At 40.2% G+C, this 15,681-nt stretch carries 15 protein-coding genes and 2 pseudogenes; 15 read left to right on the forward strand and 2 right to left on the reverse strand.

The window, feature by feature from the left end; all coding sequences use genetic code 11:
• The first annotated feature begins 149 nt into the window (after positions 1-149).
• Together ABES52_RS16180 and ABES52_RS16185 are read left to right on the forward strand one after the other, a co-directional pair.
• A complete protein-coding gene (locus tag ABES52_RS16180) occupies positions 150-1,076 on the forward strand; it encodes an ABC transporter ATP-binding protein (RefSeq protein ID WP_429652356.1) in 927 nt (308 codons plus the stop codon).
• A complete protein-coding gene (locus ABES52_RS16185; protein ID WP_429652358.1) occupies positions 1,069-2,007 on the forward strand; it encodes an ABC transporter permease in 939 nt (312 codons plus the stop codon). The genes ABES52_RS16180 and ABES52_RS16185 overlap by 8 nt, the downstream gene beginning before the upstream one ends.
• 62 nt (positions 2,008-2,069) lie before the next feature.
• Here the strand turns inward: ABES52_RS16185 and ABES52_RS16190 are convergent.
• Both ABES52_RS16190 and ABES52_RS16195 read right to left on the reverse strand, forming a co-directional pair.
• A pseudogene (locus tag ABES52_RS16190) lies at positions 2,070-2,186 on the reverse strand (IS3 family transposase); the annotation flags it as partial.
• Between the two features lie 152 nt (positions 2,187-2,338).
• Positions 2,339-3,616, reverse strand: coding sequence for a replication-associated recombination protein A (locus tag ABES52_RS16195; protein ID WP_429652360.1), 1,278 nt, complete (start codon positions 3,614-3,616; stop codon positions 2,339-2,341).
• A gap of 180 nt (positions 3,617-3,796) precedes the next feature.
• Here ABES52_RS16195 and cymR point away from each other — a divergent pair, with 180 nt between their 5' ends.
• From cymR to ABES52_RS16260, 13 genes and pseudogenes are all read left to right on the forward strand, one after another.
• Positions 3,797-4,216 carry a cysteine metabolism transcriptional regulator CymR gene (gene cymR / locus ABES52_RS16200; protein WP_429652362.1) on the forward strand — a complete coding sequence of 140 codons (420 nt, stop codon included), beginning with the start codon at positions 3,797-3,799 and terminating at the stop codon, positions 4,214-4,216.
• Between the two features lie 29 nt (positions 4,217-4,245).
• Positions 4,246-5,388, forward strand: a complete 1,143-nt coding sequence (locus ABES52_RS16205; protein ID WP_429652364.1) for a cysteine desulfurase family protein — start codon at positions 4,246-4,248, stop codon at positions 5,386-5,388.
• Positions 5,389-5,405: 17 nt separating this feature from the next.
• On the forward strand, positions 5,406-6,518 hold the full coding sequence (gene mnmA, locus ABES52_RS16210; RefSeq protein ID WP_429652366.1) for a tRNA 2-thiouridine(34) synthase MnmA: 1,113 nt from the start codon (positions 5,406-5,408) through the stop codon (positions 6,516-6,518).
• A 99-nt stretch (positions 6,519-6,617) separates the two neighbouring features.
• A complete protein-coding gene (locus ABES52_RS16215) occupies positions 6,618-7,289 on the forward strand; it encodes a tetratricopeptide repeat protein (protein WP_429652368.1) in 672 nt (223 codons plus the stop codon).
• A gap of 18 nt (positions 7,290-7,307) precedes the next feature.
• The gene (recD2, locus tag ABES52_RS16220; RefSeq protein WP_429652370.1) at positions 7,308-9,692 is read left to right on the forward strand and encodes an SF1B family DNA helicase RecD2; all 2,385 of its coding nucleotides are present in this window, start codon (positions 7,308-7,310) and stop codon (positions 9,690-9,692) included.
• Positions 9,693-9,724: 32 nt separating this feature from the next.
• On the forward strand, positions 9,725-10,195 hold the full coding sequence (locus ABES52_RS16225; RefSeq protein ID WP_429652372.1) for a PRC-barrel domain-containing protein: 471 nt from the start codon (positions 9,725-9,727) through the stop codon (positions 10,193-10,195).
• Positions 10,196-10,219: 24 nt separating this feature from the next.
• Positions 10,220-10,411: a YrzR-like zinc ribbon domain gene (locus ABES52_RS16230; RefSeq protein WP_429652373.1), complete on the forward strand. Its 192-nt coding sequence runs from the start codon at positions 10,220-10,222 to the stop codon at positions 10,409-10,411.
• 20 nt (positions 10,412-10,431) lie between these two features.
• A complete protein-coding gene (locus tag ABES52_RS16235; RefSeq protein ID WP_429652374.1) occupies positions 10,432-10,548 on the forward strand; it encodes a DUF3918 family protein in 117 nt (38 codons plus the stop codon).
• 91 nt (positions 10,549-10,639) lie between these two features.
• Positions 10,640-11,701: an AI-2E family transporter gene (locus ABES52_RS16240; protein WP_429652375.1), complete on the forward strand. Its 1,062-nt coding sequence runs from the start codon at positions 10,640-10,642 to the stop codon at positions 11,699-11,701.
• 348 nt (positions 11,702-12,049) lie between these two features.
• On the forward strand, positions 12,050-14,683 hold the full coding sequence (gene alaS / locus ABES52_RS16245; protein ID WP_429652376.1) for an alanine--tRNA ligase: 2,634 nt from the start codon (positions 12,050-12,052) through the stop codon (positions 14,681-14,683).
• Between the two features lie 136 nt (positions 14,684-14,819).
• The gene (locus ABES52_RS16250; protein WP_429652377.1) at positions 14,820-15,086 is read left to right on the forward strand and encodes an IreB family regulatory phosphoprotein; all 267 of its coding nucleotides are present in this window, start codon (positions 14,820-14,822) and stop codon (positions 15,084-15,086) included.
• 4 nt (positions 15,087-15,090) lie between these two features.
• Positions 15,091-15,507: a Holliday junction resolvase RuvX gene (gene ruvX, locus ABES52_RS16255; RefSeq protein WP_429652378.1), complete on the forward strand. Its 417-nt coding sequence runs from the start codon at positions 15,091-15,093 to the stop codon at positions 15,505-15,507.
• A gap of 16 nt (positions 15,508-15,523) precedes the next feature.
• Positions 15,524-15,610, forward strand: a pseudogene (locus ABES52_RS16260) (DUF1292 domain-containing protein); the annotation flags it as partial.
• Positions 15,611-15,681 lie beyond the last annotated feature (71 nt).

Genomic DNA, 15,681 nt, shown 5'->3' on the forward strand with positions numbered 1-15,681 from the left:
CTAAGGTTAGATGTTCTACACTCTTTCTTTCCGTCTACAAATAATTTTTTAGTATTCAGATAAAATCTAAGTATATTTAAATCAAAAATGGAACTTTTTTGAATATTTTTCGTATGAATAGACGATGAACTCAAAAAGGAGGGTAAACATTGCCAAAGTTAATCCAATTGCAAAACGTATCGAAACAAATCGGCAAAAAGAAAATTATCTATGGACTCAGCTTTGATGTGTATGAGGGGGAAGTATTTGGCTTTTTAGGACCAAATGGAGCGGGAAAAACGACCACGATCCGAATGATGGTCGGTTTAATGAACATAACAGAAGGGGATATAATCATATGCGGAAAAAGTGTAAAAACCAATTTTGAACAAGCGCTTCAACACGTTGGTGCGATTGTTGAAAATCCAGAGCTATATCCGTTTTTATCGGGGTACAAAAATCTCGTTCATTTTGCCCGGATGAGTAAAAATGTTTCAAAAGAAAAAATTAACGAAGTCGTTCAACTCGTTGGCTTGTCCGATAGAATTCATGACAAAGTAAAAAATTATTCATTAGGCATGAGACAGCGCTTAGGACTAGCCCAATGCTTATTGCACGATCCGAAAGTGTTAATTTTAGATGAACCGACTAACGGACTTGATCCTGCTGGTATTCGCGAAATTCGGGACTATGTACGTAAGCTCGCGAAAGAAAAACGAATGGCCATCATTGTCTCTAGTCATCTTCTCTCAGAAATGGAGATGATGTGCGATCGCATCGCCATTATACAAAAAGGTAAACTTGTAGGCGTGCAAGCGGTAGAAGAATTTGTAAGTGACCATCAAAAAACGTATCGATTTGAAATTAATCTCGCCCCATCCTTGGAAACAATCATGCAAACGAACTTCCCAGACTACTCTTTTATCATCAAAGATTCGTATCTGGAAATAAAGTTGGAACGAGAACAAGTCCCAACGATCATCCGTACGCTTGTCGAGCAAGGTGTACATATTTATTCTGTTCAACCAGTAAAGAAATCGTTAGAAGAACGCTTCCTCGAAGTAACCGAAAAGGAAGGTGAAGTACAACATGCTTAATTTAATTCGGAACGAATGGATGAAAATTATGTACCGGAAGGCAACGTATGTGATGATGGGCCTTTTGTTATTAGCCGTCATTGGTGTGGGGATCATTTTTAAAATCAATGAACCAGATATGAGTCACAACGATTGGAGAACGAGTTTAGAACAAGAAAATGCACAGCTAACGGTTCGACTGAATGAATCCGAATATGAAGGAGAGCAGCAATACTTAAAAGAACAGATTGCCATCAACACCTACCGGCTTGAGCATGATCTGTCTCCTAACGATTTCTCTTCCTTACAATTTGTGAAGGAGATGACCGTTTTAACGGAGATCATCGGCCTGTTTATGATCGTTGTCGCGGCAGGAAGCGTAGCGAACGAATTTAATTGGGGAACGATTAAGCTATTGTTAATTCGTCCGATTCGTCGATGGAAGATTTTAGTATCTAAATTTATTACGGTTGTGTGCTTCGGTTTATTTATGTTAGTGATTTTACTGGCCAGTACGTATGTAGTTGGAGCCATATTATTTGGTTTTGGTAGCGGGCCACACGTTCATTTAAGCTATGTCGACGGAGAAGTTGTTTCATCGAATCTTATTGTCCATATTGTAAAAACGTACTTGTTAGAATCCATTGACCTATTTATGTTGTCGACTATGGCTTTTATGATTTCAACTGTGTTCAGAAGTGCTTCGTTAGCGATCGGAATCGCAATGTTTTTATTGTTTACAGGTTCAACAGCCACCGTCTTTTTGGCTCAAAAGTATTCATGGACAAAATATTTGCTGTTCGCTAATATGGATTTAACGATGTACGAACGGGGAACTCCGTTAGTTGAAGGTATGACGTTACCGTTTTCGATTACGGTGCTTATCATTTACTTTGTCGTCTTTCAATTAGTTGCTTTTCTCGTTTTTGCCAAACGGGATGTAGCTGCTTAAATTGAAAAAGAGTAAGCCAGTTGCACATAACCCTGTCAAGTAGACAATGAAAAAAGAGTATATTAAGCTTCGGCCTTTTCTCGGTATTCAATCGGGGAAAGGCCGTTGAATTTTTCTTGGAATCGATCTTTATTGTAAAAATCTATATACTCCTTAATCGCCCTATATGCTTGATCGATTGATTTAGGACGCACTTTAATTCAACAGTATATGATGAAAAGGTTTGTCCTTTTTTTGCCATAGAAAAATCCCCTCCCAGGTAGACTATTAAGAACATCATATCATGCTCTCTTTTATTAATGTCTACCTGTAGGGGATAATACCAACTGGCTTACTCTTTTTCTTGTTGTTTCATAATTTTTTCGTAGGTGATCGCCAAGGCTTGTTCGTATTTACCGTTTTTTCTCGGTTCGTAGTATCGTTTATGTTTTAAGGCGTTAGGTAAATATTGTTGTTTCACCCAGCCGTGTTCATAATCGTGAGGGTACTTATAGCCAATTCCTCGACCGAGGGCAGCAGCCCCTTTATAATGCGAATCTTTTAAATGATCAGGTACCTCACCATAATTTCCTTGGCGAATATCTTCTAACGCACGATCAATAGCAGTAATGCTCGAGTTCGATTTTGGGGAAAGGCATAAGTCAATAACCGCTTGCGCTAACGGAATGCGCGCTTCGGGAAAACCGATTTTTTCCGCTGTTTGAACAGCTGCTAGCGTCCGTACACCGGCATTTGGATTCGCTAGTCCAATGTCTTCGTAGGCGATGACGAGCAGACGACGACTAATGCTCGGTAAGTCCCCGGCTTCAATAAGGCGAGCCAAATAATGCAACGCAGCATTTACATCGCTACCGCGAATCGACTTTTGAAAAGCGCTTAACACATCGTAATGGGCATCGCCATCTTTATCGTGATAAAATCCTTTTCGTTGCAAGCACTCCTCGGCAATCTCTTTCGTAATAACGATGGCTTCCTCTTCGGTCGGTTCGGTAGAAAGAACGGCAAGCTCTAGTGCATTTAATGCGCTCCGGACATCTCCGTTGGAACCAATAGCGAATGTTTCTAAGGCATCTTCTGTTAAGGTGACATGATAATTGGCTAATCCTCGTTCATCGGTTAACGCTCGCTTAATCGCTTGTTTAATCTCACATGGTGAGAGTGGTTTTAATTCAAAAATATGACAGCGACTTCGAATGGCTGGATTAATCGCATGATAAGGATTACTTGTTGTAGCCCCAATGAGTGTAATGAGGCCACTTTCGAGATGAGGTAATAGAAAATCTTGCTTCGCTTTATCTAAGCGATGGACCTCATCCAGAAACAAAATCACTTTTCCTGACATTTTTCCTTCTTCGGCGACAATTTCTAAATCTTTTTTATTATTCGTAACGGCGTTTAACGTCCGAAAAGCAAAGTTTGTACTTCCGGCAATAGCGCTAGCAATCGATGTTTTACCAACTCCAGGTGGACCATATAAAATCATCGACGATAACTGTTTCGCCCGTACCATTCGTTCAATAATTTTTCCTTTTCCGACTAAATGTTGTTGCCCGACGATTTCCGAAAGGTTGCGCGGTCGCATTCGAAAAGCTAGCGGTTTGATTGACATAGGTTCTAACTCCTTATCTTTATAGCGTTCCATTGTATTTTAATCTATCATATTTATTGGGAAGTTCAAATGCATTTGCTCGTCGTTCTATGCTATAATGTCGTAAGTTAAATAGCATTCGAACGAGCATAATAATTGAAAAGAGAAAAATAGCAGGATAAGATTTGAGGAGCGGTATTTATGAAAATTTCTACGAAAGGTCGTTACGGTTTAACCATTATGATTGAATTAGCCAAACGCCATGGGGAAGGACCAACTCCGTTAAAACAAATTGCTCAGGCGCATGATTTATCCGAACATTATTTAGAGCAATTAATTGCTCCATTAAGAAATGCAGGGTTGGTAAAAAGTATTCGTGGTGCGTATGGTGGATATATGTTAGGGAACCATCCTTCCAAAATAACGGCAGGAGATATTATTCGGGTATTGGAAGGGCCTATTAGTCCGGTGGAAGGAATCGAAAACGAAGAACCGGCCAAACGCGAACTTTGGATTCGTATTCGTGATGCAGTGAAAGAAGTACTGGATAGTACAACGATTGAGGATTTAGCTAACCATACGGATGATGGGGAGTCCGATGCGTATATGTTTTATATTTAATTCTTTACAGTAGAAGGTAGGTGTAACGATTGGAAAAAATATATTTAGATCACGCAGCCACTTCTCCCATTCACCCGAAGGTCGTTGATAAAATGACAACGGTGTTAAAGGAGACGTTTGGGAATCCGTCTAGCATTCACGCGTTCGGACGGGAAGCACGACAATATTTAGATGAGGCCCGAACCATTATGGCTGAAGCGATTGGGGCTCATTTTAATGAAATTATTTTTACAAGCGGTGGAACGGAAGCGGATAATATGGCCATCATCGGGGCGGCTCGAGCTCTTAAAGATAAAGGAAATCATATTATTACCACTTCCATTGAACACCATGCGGTTCTTCATACATGTCAATACTTAGAGAAAGAAGGTTTTGAAGTCACTTACTTGCCAGTGGATGAGCAAGGGAAAATTTCGCTTGAACAGTTTGACCAAGCGTTACGGGATGACACGATTGTTGTCACGATCATGTTTGGGAACAATGAAGTCGGCACGATTCAACCGATTCGAGAAATTGGCCAACGATTAAAAGGTCATCAAGCGGTGTTTCATACGGATGCGGTGCAAGCATTTGGAATGGAAGAGCTCGATGTAAATGAGTTACATGTAGATATGTTATCGGTCTCCGCCCATAAAGTGAACGGGCCAAAAGGGATCGGCTTTCTGTACGTACGAGAAGGAACGAAATTGATTCCCCACATCCATGGAGGAGAACAAGAACGAAAGCGTCGTGCTGGTACTGAAAACGTAGCTTCCATCGCTGGATTTGGTGAGGCGGTTACCATTGCACAACAAACGATGGCTGAAAAACGGAAACAGTATCAAGCATTTAAACAAAAAATGATTGAAACGTTCCGCCAAGAAGGTATTGAGTTTGACATAAATGGCACGCTTGAAGGGTCGCTTCCTCACGTTATAAATGTTTATTTTCCTGGGGTAGACGTGGAAGCGATGCTCGTGAATTTAGATTTAGCTGGGATTGCGGCATCCAGCGGTTCGGCGTGCACTGCGGGTTCTATTGATCCGTCTCATGTCTTAGTGGCGATGTTCGGAAAATACTCTGATCGGTTACGCAGCTCAATTCGCTTTAGTTTTGGCTTAGGTAATACATTAGAACAAGTGGAAAAAGCGGCAAAAGAAACAGCGAATATTGTGAAAAGACTTCGTAAATAAATCGGAGGTGTGAGAGGATGAAAGATCCGAAAAACACCCGCGTTGTTGTAGGAATGTCTGGCGGTGTCGATTCTTCCGTTGCCGCCCTGTTGTTAAAAGAACAAGGGTATGATGTCATTGGTGTGTTTATGAAAAACTGGGACGACACGGACGAAAATGGTGTCTGTACGGCAACAGAAGATTACAATGACGTCATTCGGGTTTGTAATCAACTTGGCATTCCTTACTATGCGGTGAACTTTGAAAGACAATATTGGGATAAAGTATTCACATACTTTTTAGATGAGTATCGTGCTGGAAGAACACCGAATCCAGATGTGATGTGTAATAAAGAAATCAAGTTTAAAGCATTTCTTGACCATGCGATGAACTTAGGGGCGGATTATGTCGCAACTGGTCATTATGCTCGGGTTGACTATCGGGACGGCGAAGTCAAAATGTTACGCGGTCTCGACCAAAATAAAGACCAAACGTACTTTTTAAATCAATTGACACAAAAACAACTGTCTAAAGTTCTCTTCCCAATTGGGGAACTGGAGAAAAAACGGGTTCGTGAAATTGCCAAAGAAGCCGGTTTGGCGACCGCAACAAAAAAAGATTCAACGGGGATTTGTTTTATCGGTGAACGTAATTTTAAAGAGTTTTTAAGCAATTATTTACCGGCTCAACCAGGAAAAATGATGACGTTGGACGGGGAAGTGAAAGGAACCCATGACGGATTGATGTATTATACAATTGGACAACGTCAAGGTCTGGGCATTGGTGGAGCTGGTGAACCATGGTTTGTTGTTGGGAAAAACTTAAAAGAAAATATTCTTTACGTTGCTCAAGGCTTTGATAATGAATACTTATATTCCGATTCCATCATTGCGACAAACGTCAACTGGATTTCGGATAAAGAAAAACCATCGGAATTTAAATGTACAGCAAAATTCCGTTACCGTCAGCCAGATAACGGTGTGACGGTACAACGCTTGGAAGGAGACAAAGTAAAAGTCATTTTCGACAAGCCTGTTCGTGCCGTGACTCCAGGACAAGCTGTCGTCTTTTACAATGGAGAAGAATGCTTAGGCGGCGGTACGATTGATGAAGTGTATAAAAACAATGAACGTCTCCATTACGTTGGATAAGCCTCAACTCTGTATTGAGTTGGGGTTTTCCTATTTTCTAGCTGATGATGGTGAAACATATGATATACTGCCTATAGAAAATGAAACGAGGTGGCAAGCATGAATTACAACCAGCAAGGTATTTCCTTTTTACAAGAAGGCAAATATGAAGAGGCGATTCAAGCTTTTACAAAGGCGATCGAAGAAAATCCACAAGACGAAGTGGCGTATATCAATTTTGGAAATGTACTATTAGCAGTTGGAGAAAAAGATCGTGCGAAAGCTTTTTTTGAAAAAGCGCTGGATTTAAACAAGGAAGCTGCTAGTGCATATTACAGTTTAGGTAACCTGTATTACGAAAATCATCAATTCGAGGAAGCGCTCCATATGTTCCAGCAAGCGCTAAAGCATGGGCTTAACGAAAGCGACGTGTATTTTATGCTTGGCATGTGTTTTGTGCAGGTAGATCAAACAAAATTAGCTTTACCGTATTTACAGCGAAGTGTCGAACTAAATGCCAATGATGTGGAAGCACGCTTTCAATACGGACTTTGCTTAGCAAAATTAGAATACTTTGATGAAGCGATTCACCAGTTGGAGGAAGTCATTCGCCAAGATGATCGACATGCCGATGCGTATTACAATTTAGGCGTGGCATATTCAGGTCATTTAGAAGATGTTGAAAAGGGCATAGCGATGTTTGAAAAAGCGTTACAAATTCAACCTGATCATATGTTGGCAGGCTACGGAAAGAAATTATTGGAAAAATTACAAGAAAATCAATTAGATTGACCGTTAAGGAGTGGTTTCATGGAACGCCAACAATCGTTAATAATGGTCGAGCAATTTTACATAAAAGGGCGCCCCATTGCGACCATTTTTCATAATGAGGAAAATTTATATACGGTGCTTCGTTTGGAAATTGATGATACGAACCTTTCCTATGAAGAAAAAGAAGTGACGGTTATCGGAAATTTTCCAAAAATACACGAGCAAGAAACATACACTTTTTTTGGCGTTTTTCATGACCACCCGAAATTTGGCCTCCAATTTAAAGCTCATTCATTTCAAAAAGAAATCCCAACGACAAAACAAGGAATCATTCAATATTTATCGAGCGATTTGTTTAAAGGGATTGGAAAAAAGACCGCACAATTAATTGTTGATACCCTTGGAGAGCAAGCGATTTCGAAAATAGTGGACAATCCGGATGTGCTTAAAGAGGTTCCAAGATTATCCAAAGATAAAGCCGATACGATTATAGAAACATTACTTATGAACCAAGGGTTAGAGCAAGTGATGATGGCATTAAATAAATTAGGCTTTGGTTCACAGCTTTCATTAAAAATTTACCAAGTGTATAAAGACGAAACGTTATCGATAATTAATCAAAATCCGTATCAACTCGTCGAAGATATAGAAGGAATCGGATTTACACGCGCCGATGAACTCGGAAGAAAAATGGGCATTGAAGGTAATCACCCAGCTCGGATTAAGGCGGCCTGTTTGTATAGCCTAGAGCAGCTTTGTTTGCAAGAAGGCCACGTGTATATAGAAGCAGAAGATTTGTTAAAAGCGGTAAAAAAACTACTTGAACAAAGTCAGCCAACCTCTATTGAATTTACAGAAATATCACGGGAAATCATCCATTTAGCGGAAGAAGGAAAACTTATTGTAGAAGAGCAGCGGCTTTATTTACCTTCGCTCTATTTTTCAGAAAAAGGCATCGTCCGCCACATTCAGCGCATTTTATCGCAAACTGAGTACGAAGAACTGTTTCCACAATCGGAATTTTTGCTGGCCTTAGGTGAACTGGAGGAACGAATCGGCATCCAATATGCACCGTCGCAGCGAGAAGCAATTCAAACTGCGCTAATGTCTCCAATGATGATCTTAACCGGGGGACCAGGAACAGGAAAAACGACGGTTATTAAAGGTATTGTTGAACTGTATTGTGAATTGCACGGTCTGTCGATGGATCCAAAACAGTACCAAAAAGATGAATCGTTCCCGATTGTTCTGGCTGCTCCTACTGGACGTGCCGCGAAACGGATGAGTGAATCGACAGGTATTCCTGCACTGACGATCCACCGATTGTTAGGTTGGAATGGTCTCGATGGGTTTGAACATGATGAAGAACGACCAATTCAAGCGAAGTTATTAATTGTTGATGAAATGTCGATGGTGGATACGTGGTTAGCTAATCAATTGTTCAAAGCGTTACCTGATGAAATCCAAGTCGTCCTTGTGGGAGATGAAGACCAACTGCCATCGGTCGGACCAGGACAAGTGTTAAAAGATTTACTCGACTCCAAGCTTATTCCAACCGTCAGATTAACGGATATTTATCGCCAAAAAGAAGGGTCAACAATTATTGAACTTGCCCATCAAATGAAAAATGGTGTTGTTCCAGAAAATTTAACGTCTCCACAAAAAGACCGTTCCTTTATACAGTGTTCGGCGACACAAATCGCCGATGTAGTGAAAAAAGTTGTAGAAAATGCCTTAAAAAAAGGATATACGAAACGAGATATTCAAGTATTAGCCCCGATGTATCGGGGTCCTGCCGGAATTGATAAGTTGAATGAATTGCTTCAAAGCGTGTTTAACCCAAATGAAGGAAAAGATCGTAAAGAAATTCAATATGGAGATGTCACTTATCGCATCGGTGATAAAGTTCTTCAACTCGTGAACCAGCCAGACCATCATGTCTTTAACGGAGATATGGGCGAAATTGTTTCAATCAGTTATGCGAAAGAAAATACAGAAAAAGAAGATATGGTCATCGTTTCGTTTGATGGCAATGAAGTAACGTACACGAAACAAGAGTTAAATCAAATTACTTTAGCGTATTGTTGTTCGATTCATAAGTCACAAGGTAGTGAATTCCCGATCGTCATTTTACCTGTCGTCAAAAGCTATTACCGGATGTTACGTAGGAAATTGCTTTATACGGCAGTTACGCGGAGCAAACGCTTTTTAATTATATGTGGGGAGGAAGAAGCGTTTCGCTTAGGTGTAAGTAAACAAGAAGATTCGATTCGGAAAACGACTTTAAAAGAAAAGCTAAAAGCGTTGTTGAAGGATGATGAAAAAGATGAACCCATTGTGCTCGATGAAGAAGCTCTTATGAAGGTAGATCCGATGATTGGGATGGAAAACGTTACACCTTATGATTTTATGGAGAAGGGTTGATACTAAAAATGTTCGGAAAGGTGGGAAAATCTTTGCGAACATTTACCCTTCTTAACCGTTTATATGTAGTCTCCCTCCAAACAGGTGAAGTCGTTGGGGAAATATGTGATATAGGAATTGATTCCAATGGGCGTGTCAAAGGGCTTATCGTCAAACGAAAGAATCGGATTTTTCCCAAAAGTTATTGGTTACCGTTAACAAACGTTCAACAGTTTGGGCATGATTGTATTTTTATTAAAAGCGAAAACGAATTACTCGAAGGGAAACACGCTGAAAACTTGTATACCATCAAGCACGATGAATCGCTATATGGGAAAGAGTTATTAACAACTGAAGGTGAACACTTAGGAATGCTCCAAGATGTATATTTTTTGGAAGATTTGGGCACAATCGTAGCATATGAAATAACCGAAGGACTTTTTACCGATTTACGGGAAGGGCCACAAGTCATTTCTTCTTCAAATCCTCCAAAAATTGGTAAAGATGCGGTTATTATTACGTAATGGAGTACGAGGTGTTCATAATCGATGTTACAGTGCCCAAACTGTCGTAGAAAAAATTTAGGGAAAATCGGTGTTAACCAATATTATTGTTGGGATTGTTTTATTGAACTTTCTGTTTCTGAAGGGCTCATTCATACGCATCAAGTAGAAGAGGATGGAACGTTAAGTTCATTAGATGATTTGTTTTCTGAGGAAGAGCGGCGTTTTTCATCCTAAACAATTAGAGGTGAAATGATTTGAATCGAGCGATGACTTCCTTAATTAGTTTTGGTGTAGGATTGGCAGCAGCAACAATGAATCCAAAACGGCTACGTCGACAAATGAAAAAGATACGAAAGCGAATAGGTTGGTAATAATAAAGGGTTGCTTAAAAGCAGCCCTTTTTTGTTTTTGTTGAATATTTCTCTTTTTTAACAGAAAAACTAACGAAAGGGGGATGGAACGGTGAAACTAAACCTACAATGGATTTATTGGCTTGGAACGATCCTTTTGTTCTTAATTGTCGTTTATTTTATTTATTTATTACATCCGATTTGGTTACCTATCGTTCATATCGTCTTAAAAGTATCTCTCCCGTTTATTCTTGGCGGATTTATTACGTACTTACTACACCCTTTTGTAGAGCATCTTCATGAAAAGGGGCTTTCCCGAGTATTGGCTATATTCATTATTTACGTCTCTTTTTTTACAATCACTGGATTAGCTATTTATAAAGGTATACCGCTTGTTATTCGCCAAGTACAAGATTTTTCTCAAAATATTCCAATGTTTGCAGACCAATATTCTCACTGGCTTCAAATGATTGAACAGAAAACTGAGGGGTGGCCGGTTCGTTTACAGGAAGAACTTGATGAACGAATTCATCAATTAGAACGGCGATCAGCTCAACTTCTTGATCAAATGGGAGATGGAATGGGATACGTGACGAAATTGATATTTCTTCTTGGACTTATTCCATTTATATCGTTTTATTTGTTAAAAGATATTGAAAAAGTGAAGAAAATGTGTTGGTATCTCACTCCGAAAAGCTGGCGTAAACAAAGTCTTCAATTTATACGCGATGTAGAAGAATCATTGGGAGGGTATATACGTGGGCAGTTCATCGTCGGTACGATAATTGGCACCCTAGCGTCAATTGCTTTTTGGTTGATAAAAATAAAATATCCTCTGTTACTTGGGATTTTCGTTGGTATTACTAATATCATTCCTTATTTTGGTCCAATTATCGGAGCGATTCCAGCGGTCATCATCGGCGCAACAATATCCTTTCGAACTGTCTTATTCGTTATCGTTATCATTGCTGTTCTTCAATTTATTGAAGGAAACATTCTCTCTCCTTATATTGTCGGTAAAAATTTGCACATGCATCCGTTACTTATTATGGCCGCTTTACTAGTTGGTGGTGAAATCGGTGGAATCATTGGGCTTATTATTGCTGTCCCGATTTTAGCTATCCTAAAAACAGCCATTATTCATGGAAAAAACCATTTCATAATCAGACGTTGACAAAGAGGAAGAAAGTTTTCTATAATTCCTGTTAGACAAGTGAAGATTGGGAAATCAATGAAGGATCGAGTATGTTATAGGCCATCTGTAGCGCATGAATCATGCGTCGAAGAGAGGAATTTCCGTAGGCTGAAAGAAATTCCAGATGAAGGATAACAGAAAGCTAATCCAGAGGGCAGGTTAATCCCTGACGTGTTGCCGCGTTAAGGCATGAAAGTGATGGATACGTCTTTATTTAGGAGTATTCATAATCAGGGTGGTACCGCGAGCACGCTCTCGTCCCTGTCCAGGGATGAGGGCTTTTTTTATTTTTCACTTTAAGTACATCATTTAAAGGAGGAAGAGGGAATGAAAAAGTTAACAGGTTCCGAAATACGGCAAATGTTTCTTGAATTTTTCGAACAAAAGGGACACAAAATTGAACCGAGCGCGTCGCTTATTCCAGTTGACGATCCTTCCTTACTTTGGATTAACAGTGGTGTTGCAACATTAAAAAAATATTTTGATGGTCGCGTTGTCCCGGACAATCCACGCATTACGAACGCACAGAAATCGATTCGTACGAACGATATTGAAAACGTCGGAAAAACGGCGCGCCACCATACGTTCTTTGAAATGCTAGGAAACTTTTCCATCGGTGATTACTTTAAAGAGGAAGCGATTGAGTGGGCATGGGAATTTTTAACCGATCCAAAATGGATTGGCTTTGATCCAGAACGATTGTCCGTTACCATTCATCCAGAGGATGAGGAAGCGTATGAGATTTGGAAAAACAAAATTGGCATTCCAGAAGAGCGCATTATTCGTTTGGAAGGAAACTTCTGGGATATCGGAGAAGGGCCAAGTGGTCCAAATACAGAGATCTTCTACGATCGTGGACCAGAATACGGAGACGACCCAACGGATCCAGAATTATATCCAGGTGGCGAAAATGAACGTTACTTAGAAGTCTGGAACTTAGTATTTTCCCAATTTAACCATAACCCAGATGGTACATATACCCCATTACCGAAAAAGAACATTGATACGGGAATGGGTCTTGAACGCATGGCTTCCGTTGTTCAAGATGTACCGACGAACTTTGATACCGATCTATTTATGCCAATTATTGAAGCAACGGAAAAGATTTCAGGTGAAAAATATCGAGTGGATGCGGAAAAAGACGTGGCATTTAAAGTCATTGCCGACCATATTCGTACGGTGACATTTGCTATTGCTGATGGAGCGTTACCATCCAACGAAGGTCGAGGTTATGTGTTACGTCGTCTACTTCGCCGGGCGGTTCGTTATGCGAAACAAATTAACATTGAACGTCCATTTATGTACGAGCTCGTACCGGTTGTAGCGGAGATTATGGCTGATTTTTATCCAAATGTAAAAGAAAAGAACGAGTTCGTCCAAAAGGTCATTAAAAACGAAGAAGAACGCTTCCATGAAACGTTAAACGAAGGACTAGCGATTCTTTCTTCACTCCTTGAACAAGCAAAGCAAGAAGGAAAACAAATGCTTGATGGAAAAGATGTTTTCCGTCTATATGATACGTACGGTTTTCCGGTGGAATTAACGGAAGAATACGCTCTTGAGAAAGGTCTCTCTCTCGATATAGAAGGATTTGAAAAAGAAATGGAACGTCAACGCGAGCGGGCCCGTTCGGCACGTCAAGACGTAGGATCTATGCAAGTTCAAGGAGGCGTGCTTAGCTCTATTACGGAAGAGAGCCGCTTTGTTGGCTACGATCAATTTGAAGTAAAAGGAACAGTGAAAGTTCTTGTGAAAGATGACGAATTGGTTGATGAAGTACATGAAGGAGAAGAAGTCCAGTTTATTCTTGATCAAACACCGTTTTACGCAGAAAGCGGTGGACAAGTAGCGGACAAAGGGCTACTAACAAATGAAGAGGTAGAAGTAGAGGTACAAGAAGTTCAAAAAGCACCGAACGGTCAACACCTTCATACAGGTATCGTGAAAAAAGGTTCCTTAAAGAAAAACATGAAGGTTCTTGCTTCGATTGACCTCGCTTCCCGGAGCAAAATTACGAAGAACCATACGGCAACTCACTTACTACATCAAGCGTTAAAAGATGTATTAGGCGATCATGTCAACCAAGCTGGTTCCTTAGTTGAACCTGACCGTTTACGTTTTGACTTCTCCCACTTCGGGCAAGTTCAACCGGAAGAACTTGAACAAATTGAGACCATCGTCAACGAAAAAATTTGGGCGAACTTACCTGTTACAATTGACTATAAAGGATTAGAAGAAGCAAAAGCGATGGGGGCAATGGCTCTATTCGGTGAAAAATACGGTGATATCGTTCGCGTTGTTTCTGTCGGAGACTATAGCTTAGAGCTTTGTGGTGGCTGTCACGTTCCAAACACATCTGTGATTGGTCTATTTAAAATTGTATCCGAAGGTGGAATTGGTGCAGGAACACGTCGTATTGAAGCCGTTACAGGAGAAGCGGCGTATCGCTTATTGAATGATCAAGTTCAAATGTTAAAAGATGTTGCCCAAAAGTTAAAATCCCATCCAAAAGATGTAATTACTAAAGTTGATGCCTTGCTCCAAGAAATGAAAGAGCTACAGCGTGAAAACGAGTCTCTAGCAGCGAAACTTTCCAACATTGAAGCTGGTAACTTAGCGGACAAAGTAAAAGAAGTGGAAGGAATTAAAGTTTTAGCCAGCAAAGTAAACGTCGCTGACATGAATAGCTTACGGAACATGGTCGATGAGTTAAAACAAAAACTAGAGTCCGGTATTGTCGTTTTAGGTACGGCGCAAAACGGAAAGGTCAACATTATCGCTGGTGTGACGAAAGACTTAGTTAATAAAGGTTATCATGCCGGTAAACTTGTGAAAGAAGTAGCGTCACGTTGTGGTGGTGGCGGTGGTGGTCGTCCAGATATGGCGCAAGCAGGCGGTAAAAATCCGGAACAATTAGATGCGGCCCTTCAATTTGTAGAAGAATGGATCAAATCCGTTTAATTTCGGGCAAAAGTAGTGTACAATGTAGGTAACAATTGACATTTGGGACTCCGGTAGGAAGATTGACCTCTATCTTCCCAATTGTGTATGATAGAGGTCCTTTTTGTAAGAGATCCTTAGTAGAGAGGTGCATGTGATGAGCTCGTTTGATAAAACGATGCGGTTTAATTTTTCCGATGAATCTTTTGAACATGATGTAAAAGAAGTGCTCATGCAAGTGTACGAGGCGCTTCATGAAAAAGGGTATAACCCTATTAATCAAATTGTCGGATATTTATTATCGGGAGACCCAGCCTACATTCCACGACATAAAGATGCCCGTAACATTATTCGCAAATTAGAGCGTGATGAAATTATTGAGGAATTAGTGAAATCCTATTTAAATCAACATCGTGAGGGATAAATACATGAGAGTTTTAGGTCTTGATGTAGGCTCCAAGACCGTAGGAGTGGCATTAAGTGATGAATTAGGGTGGACAGCCCAAGGGCTTGAAACAATTCCGATTAACGAGGAAGAGCAAGAGTTTGGTTTTAAGCGTCTAGCCGAAATCATTGATGAGTATAACGTAGAAAAGATTGTTGTCGGCTTTCCAAAAAATATGAACAACACCGTGGGCCCCCGAGGGGAAGCAGCTCAACACTACGCCAAATTATTAGAAAAAAAGTTTGGCTTACCGGTTATACTATGGGATGAACGATTGAGCACCATGGCGGCAGAGCGGGTGTTACTTCAAGCTGATGTCAGTCGAAAAAAGCGAAAAAAAGTGATTGACAAAATGGCAGCTGTTATGATTTTACAAGGCTACTTAGATAGCCAAAAATAATATGAGGTGATAGAAAATGGAACATGGTGAAAAACACATTACAGTAATTGATGAAAATGGAAACGAACAGCTTTGCGAAGTGTTATTTACGTTTGAATCTGAGGCTCTCTGTCAATTGTGGTGGTGCAAATATTTCCAATACTCTCTCTTTGGAAGGAATGTAGGTTAACCTAC

Origin of the sequence: Aeribacillus pallidus, assembly GCF_050478865.1 — a bacterium.
Lineage (GTDB): Bacteria > Bacillota > Bacilli > Bacillales > JACDOC01 > JACDOC01.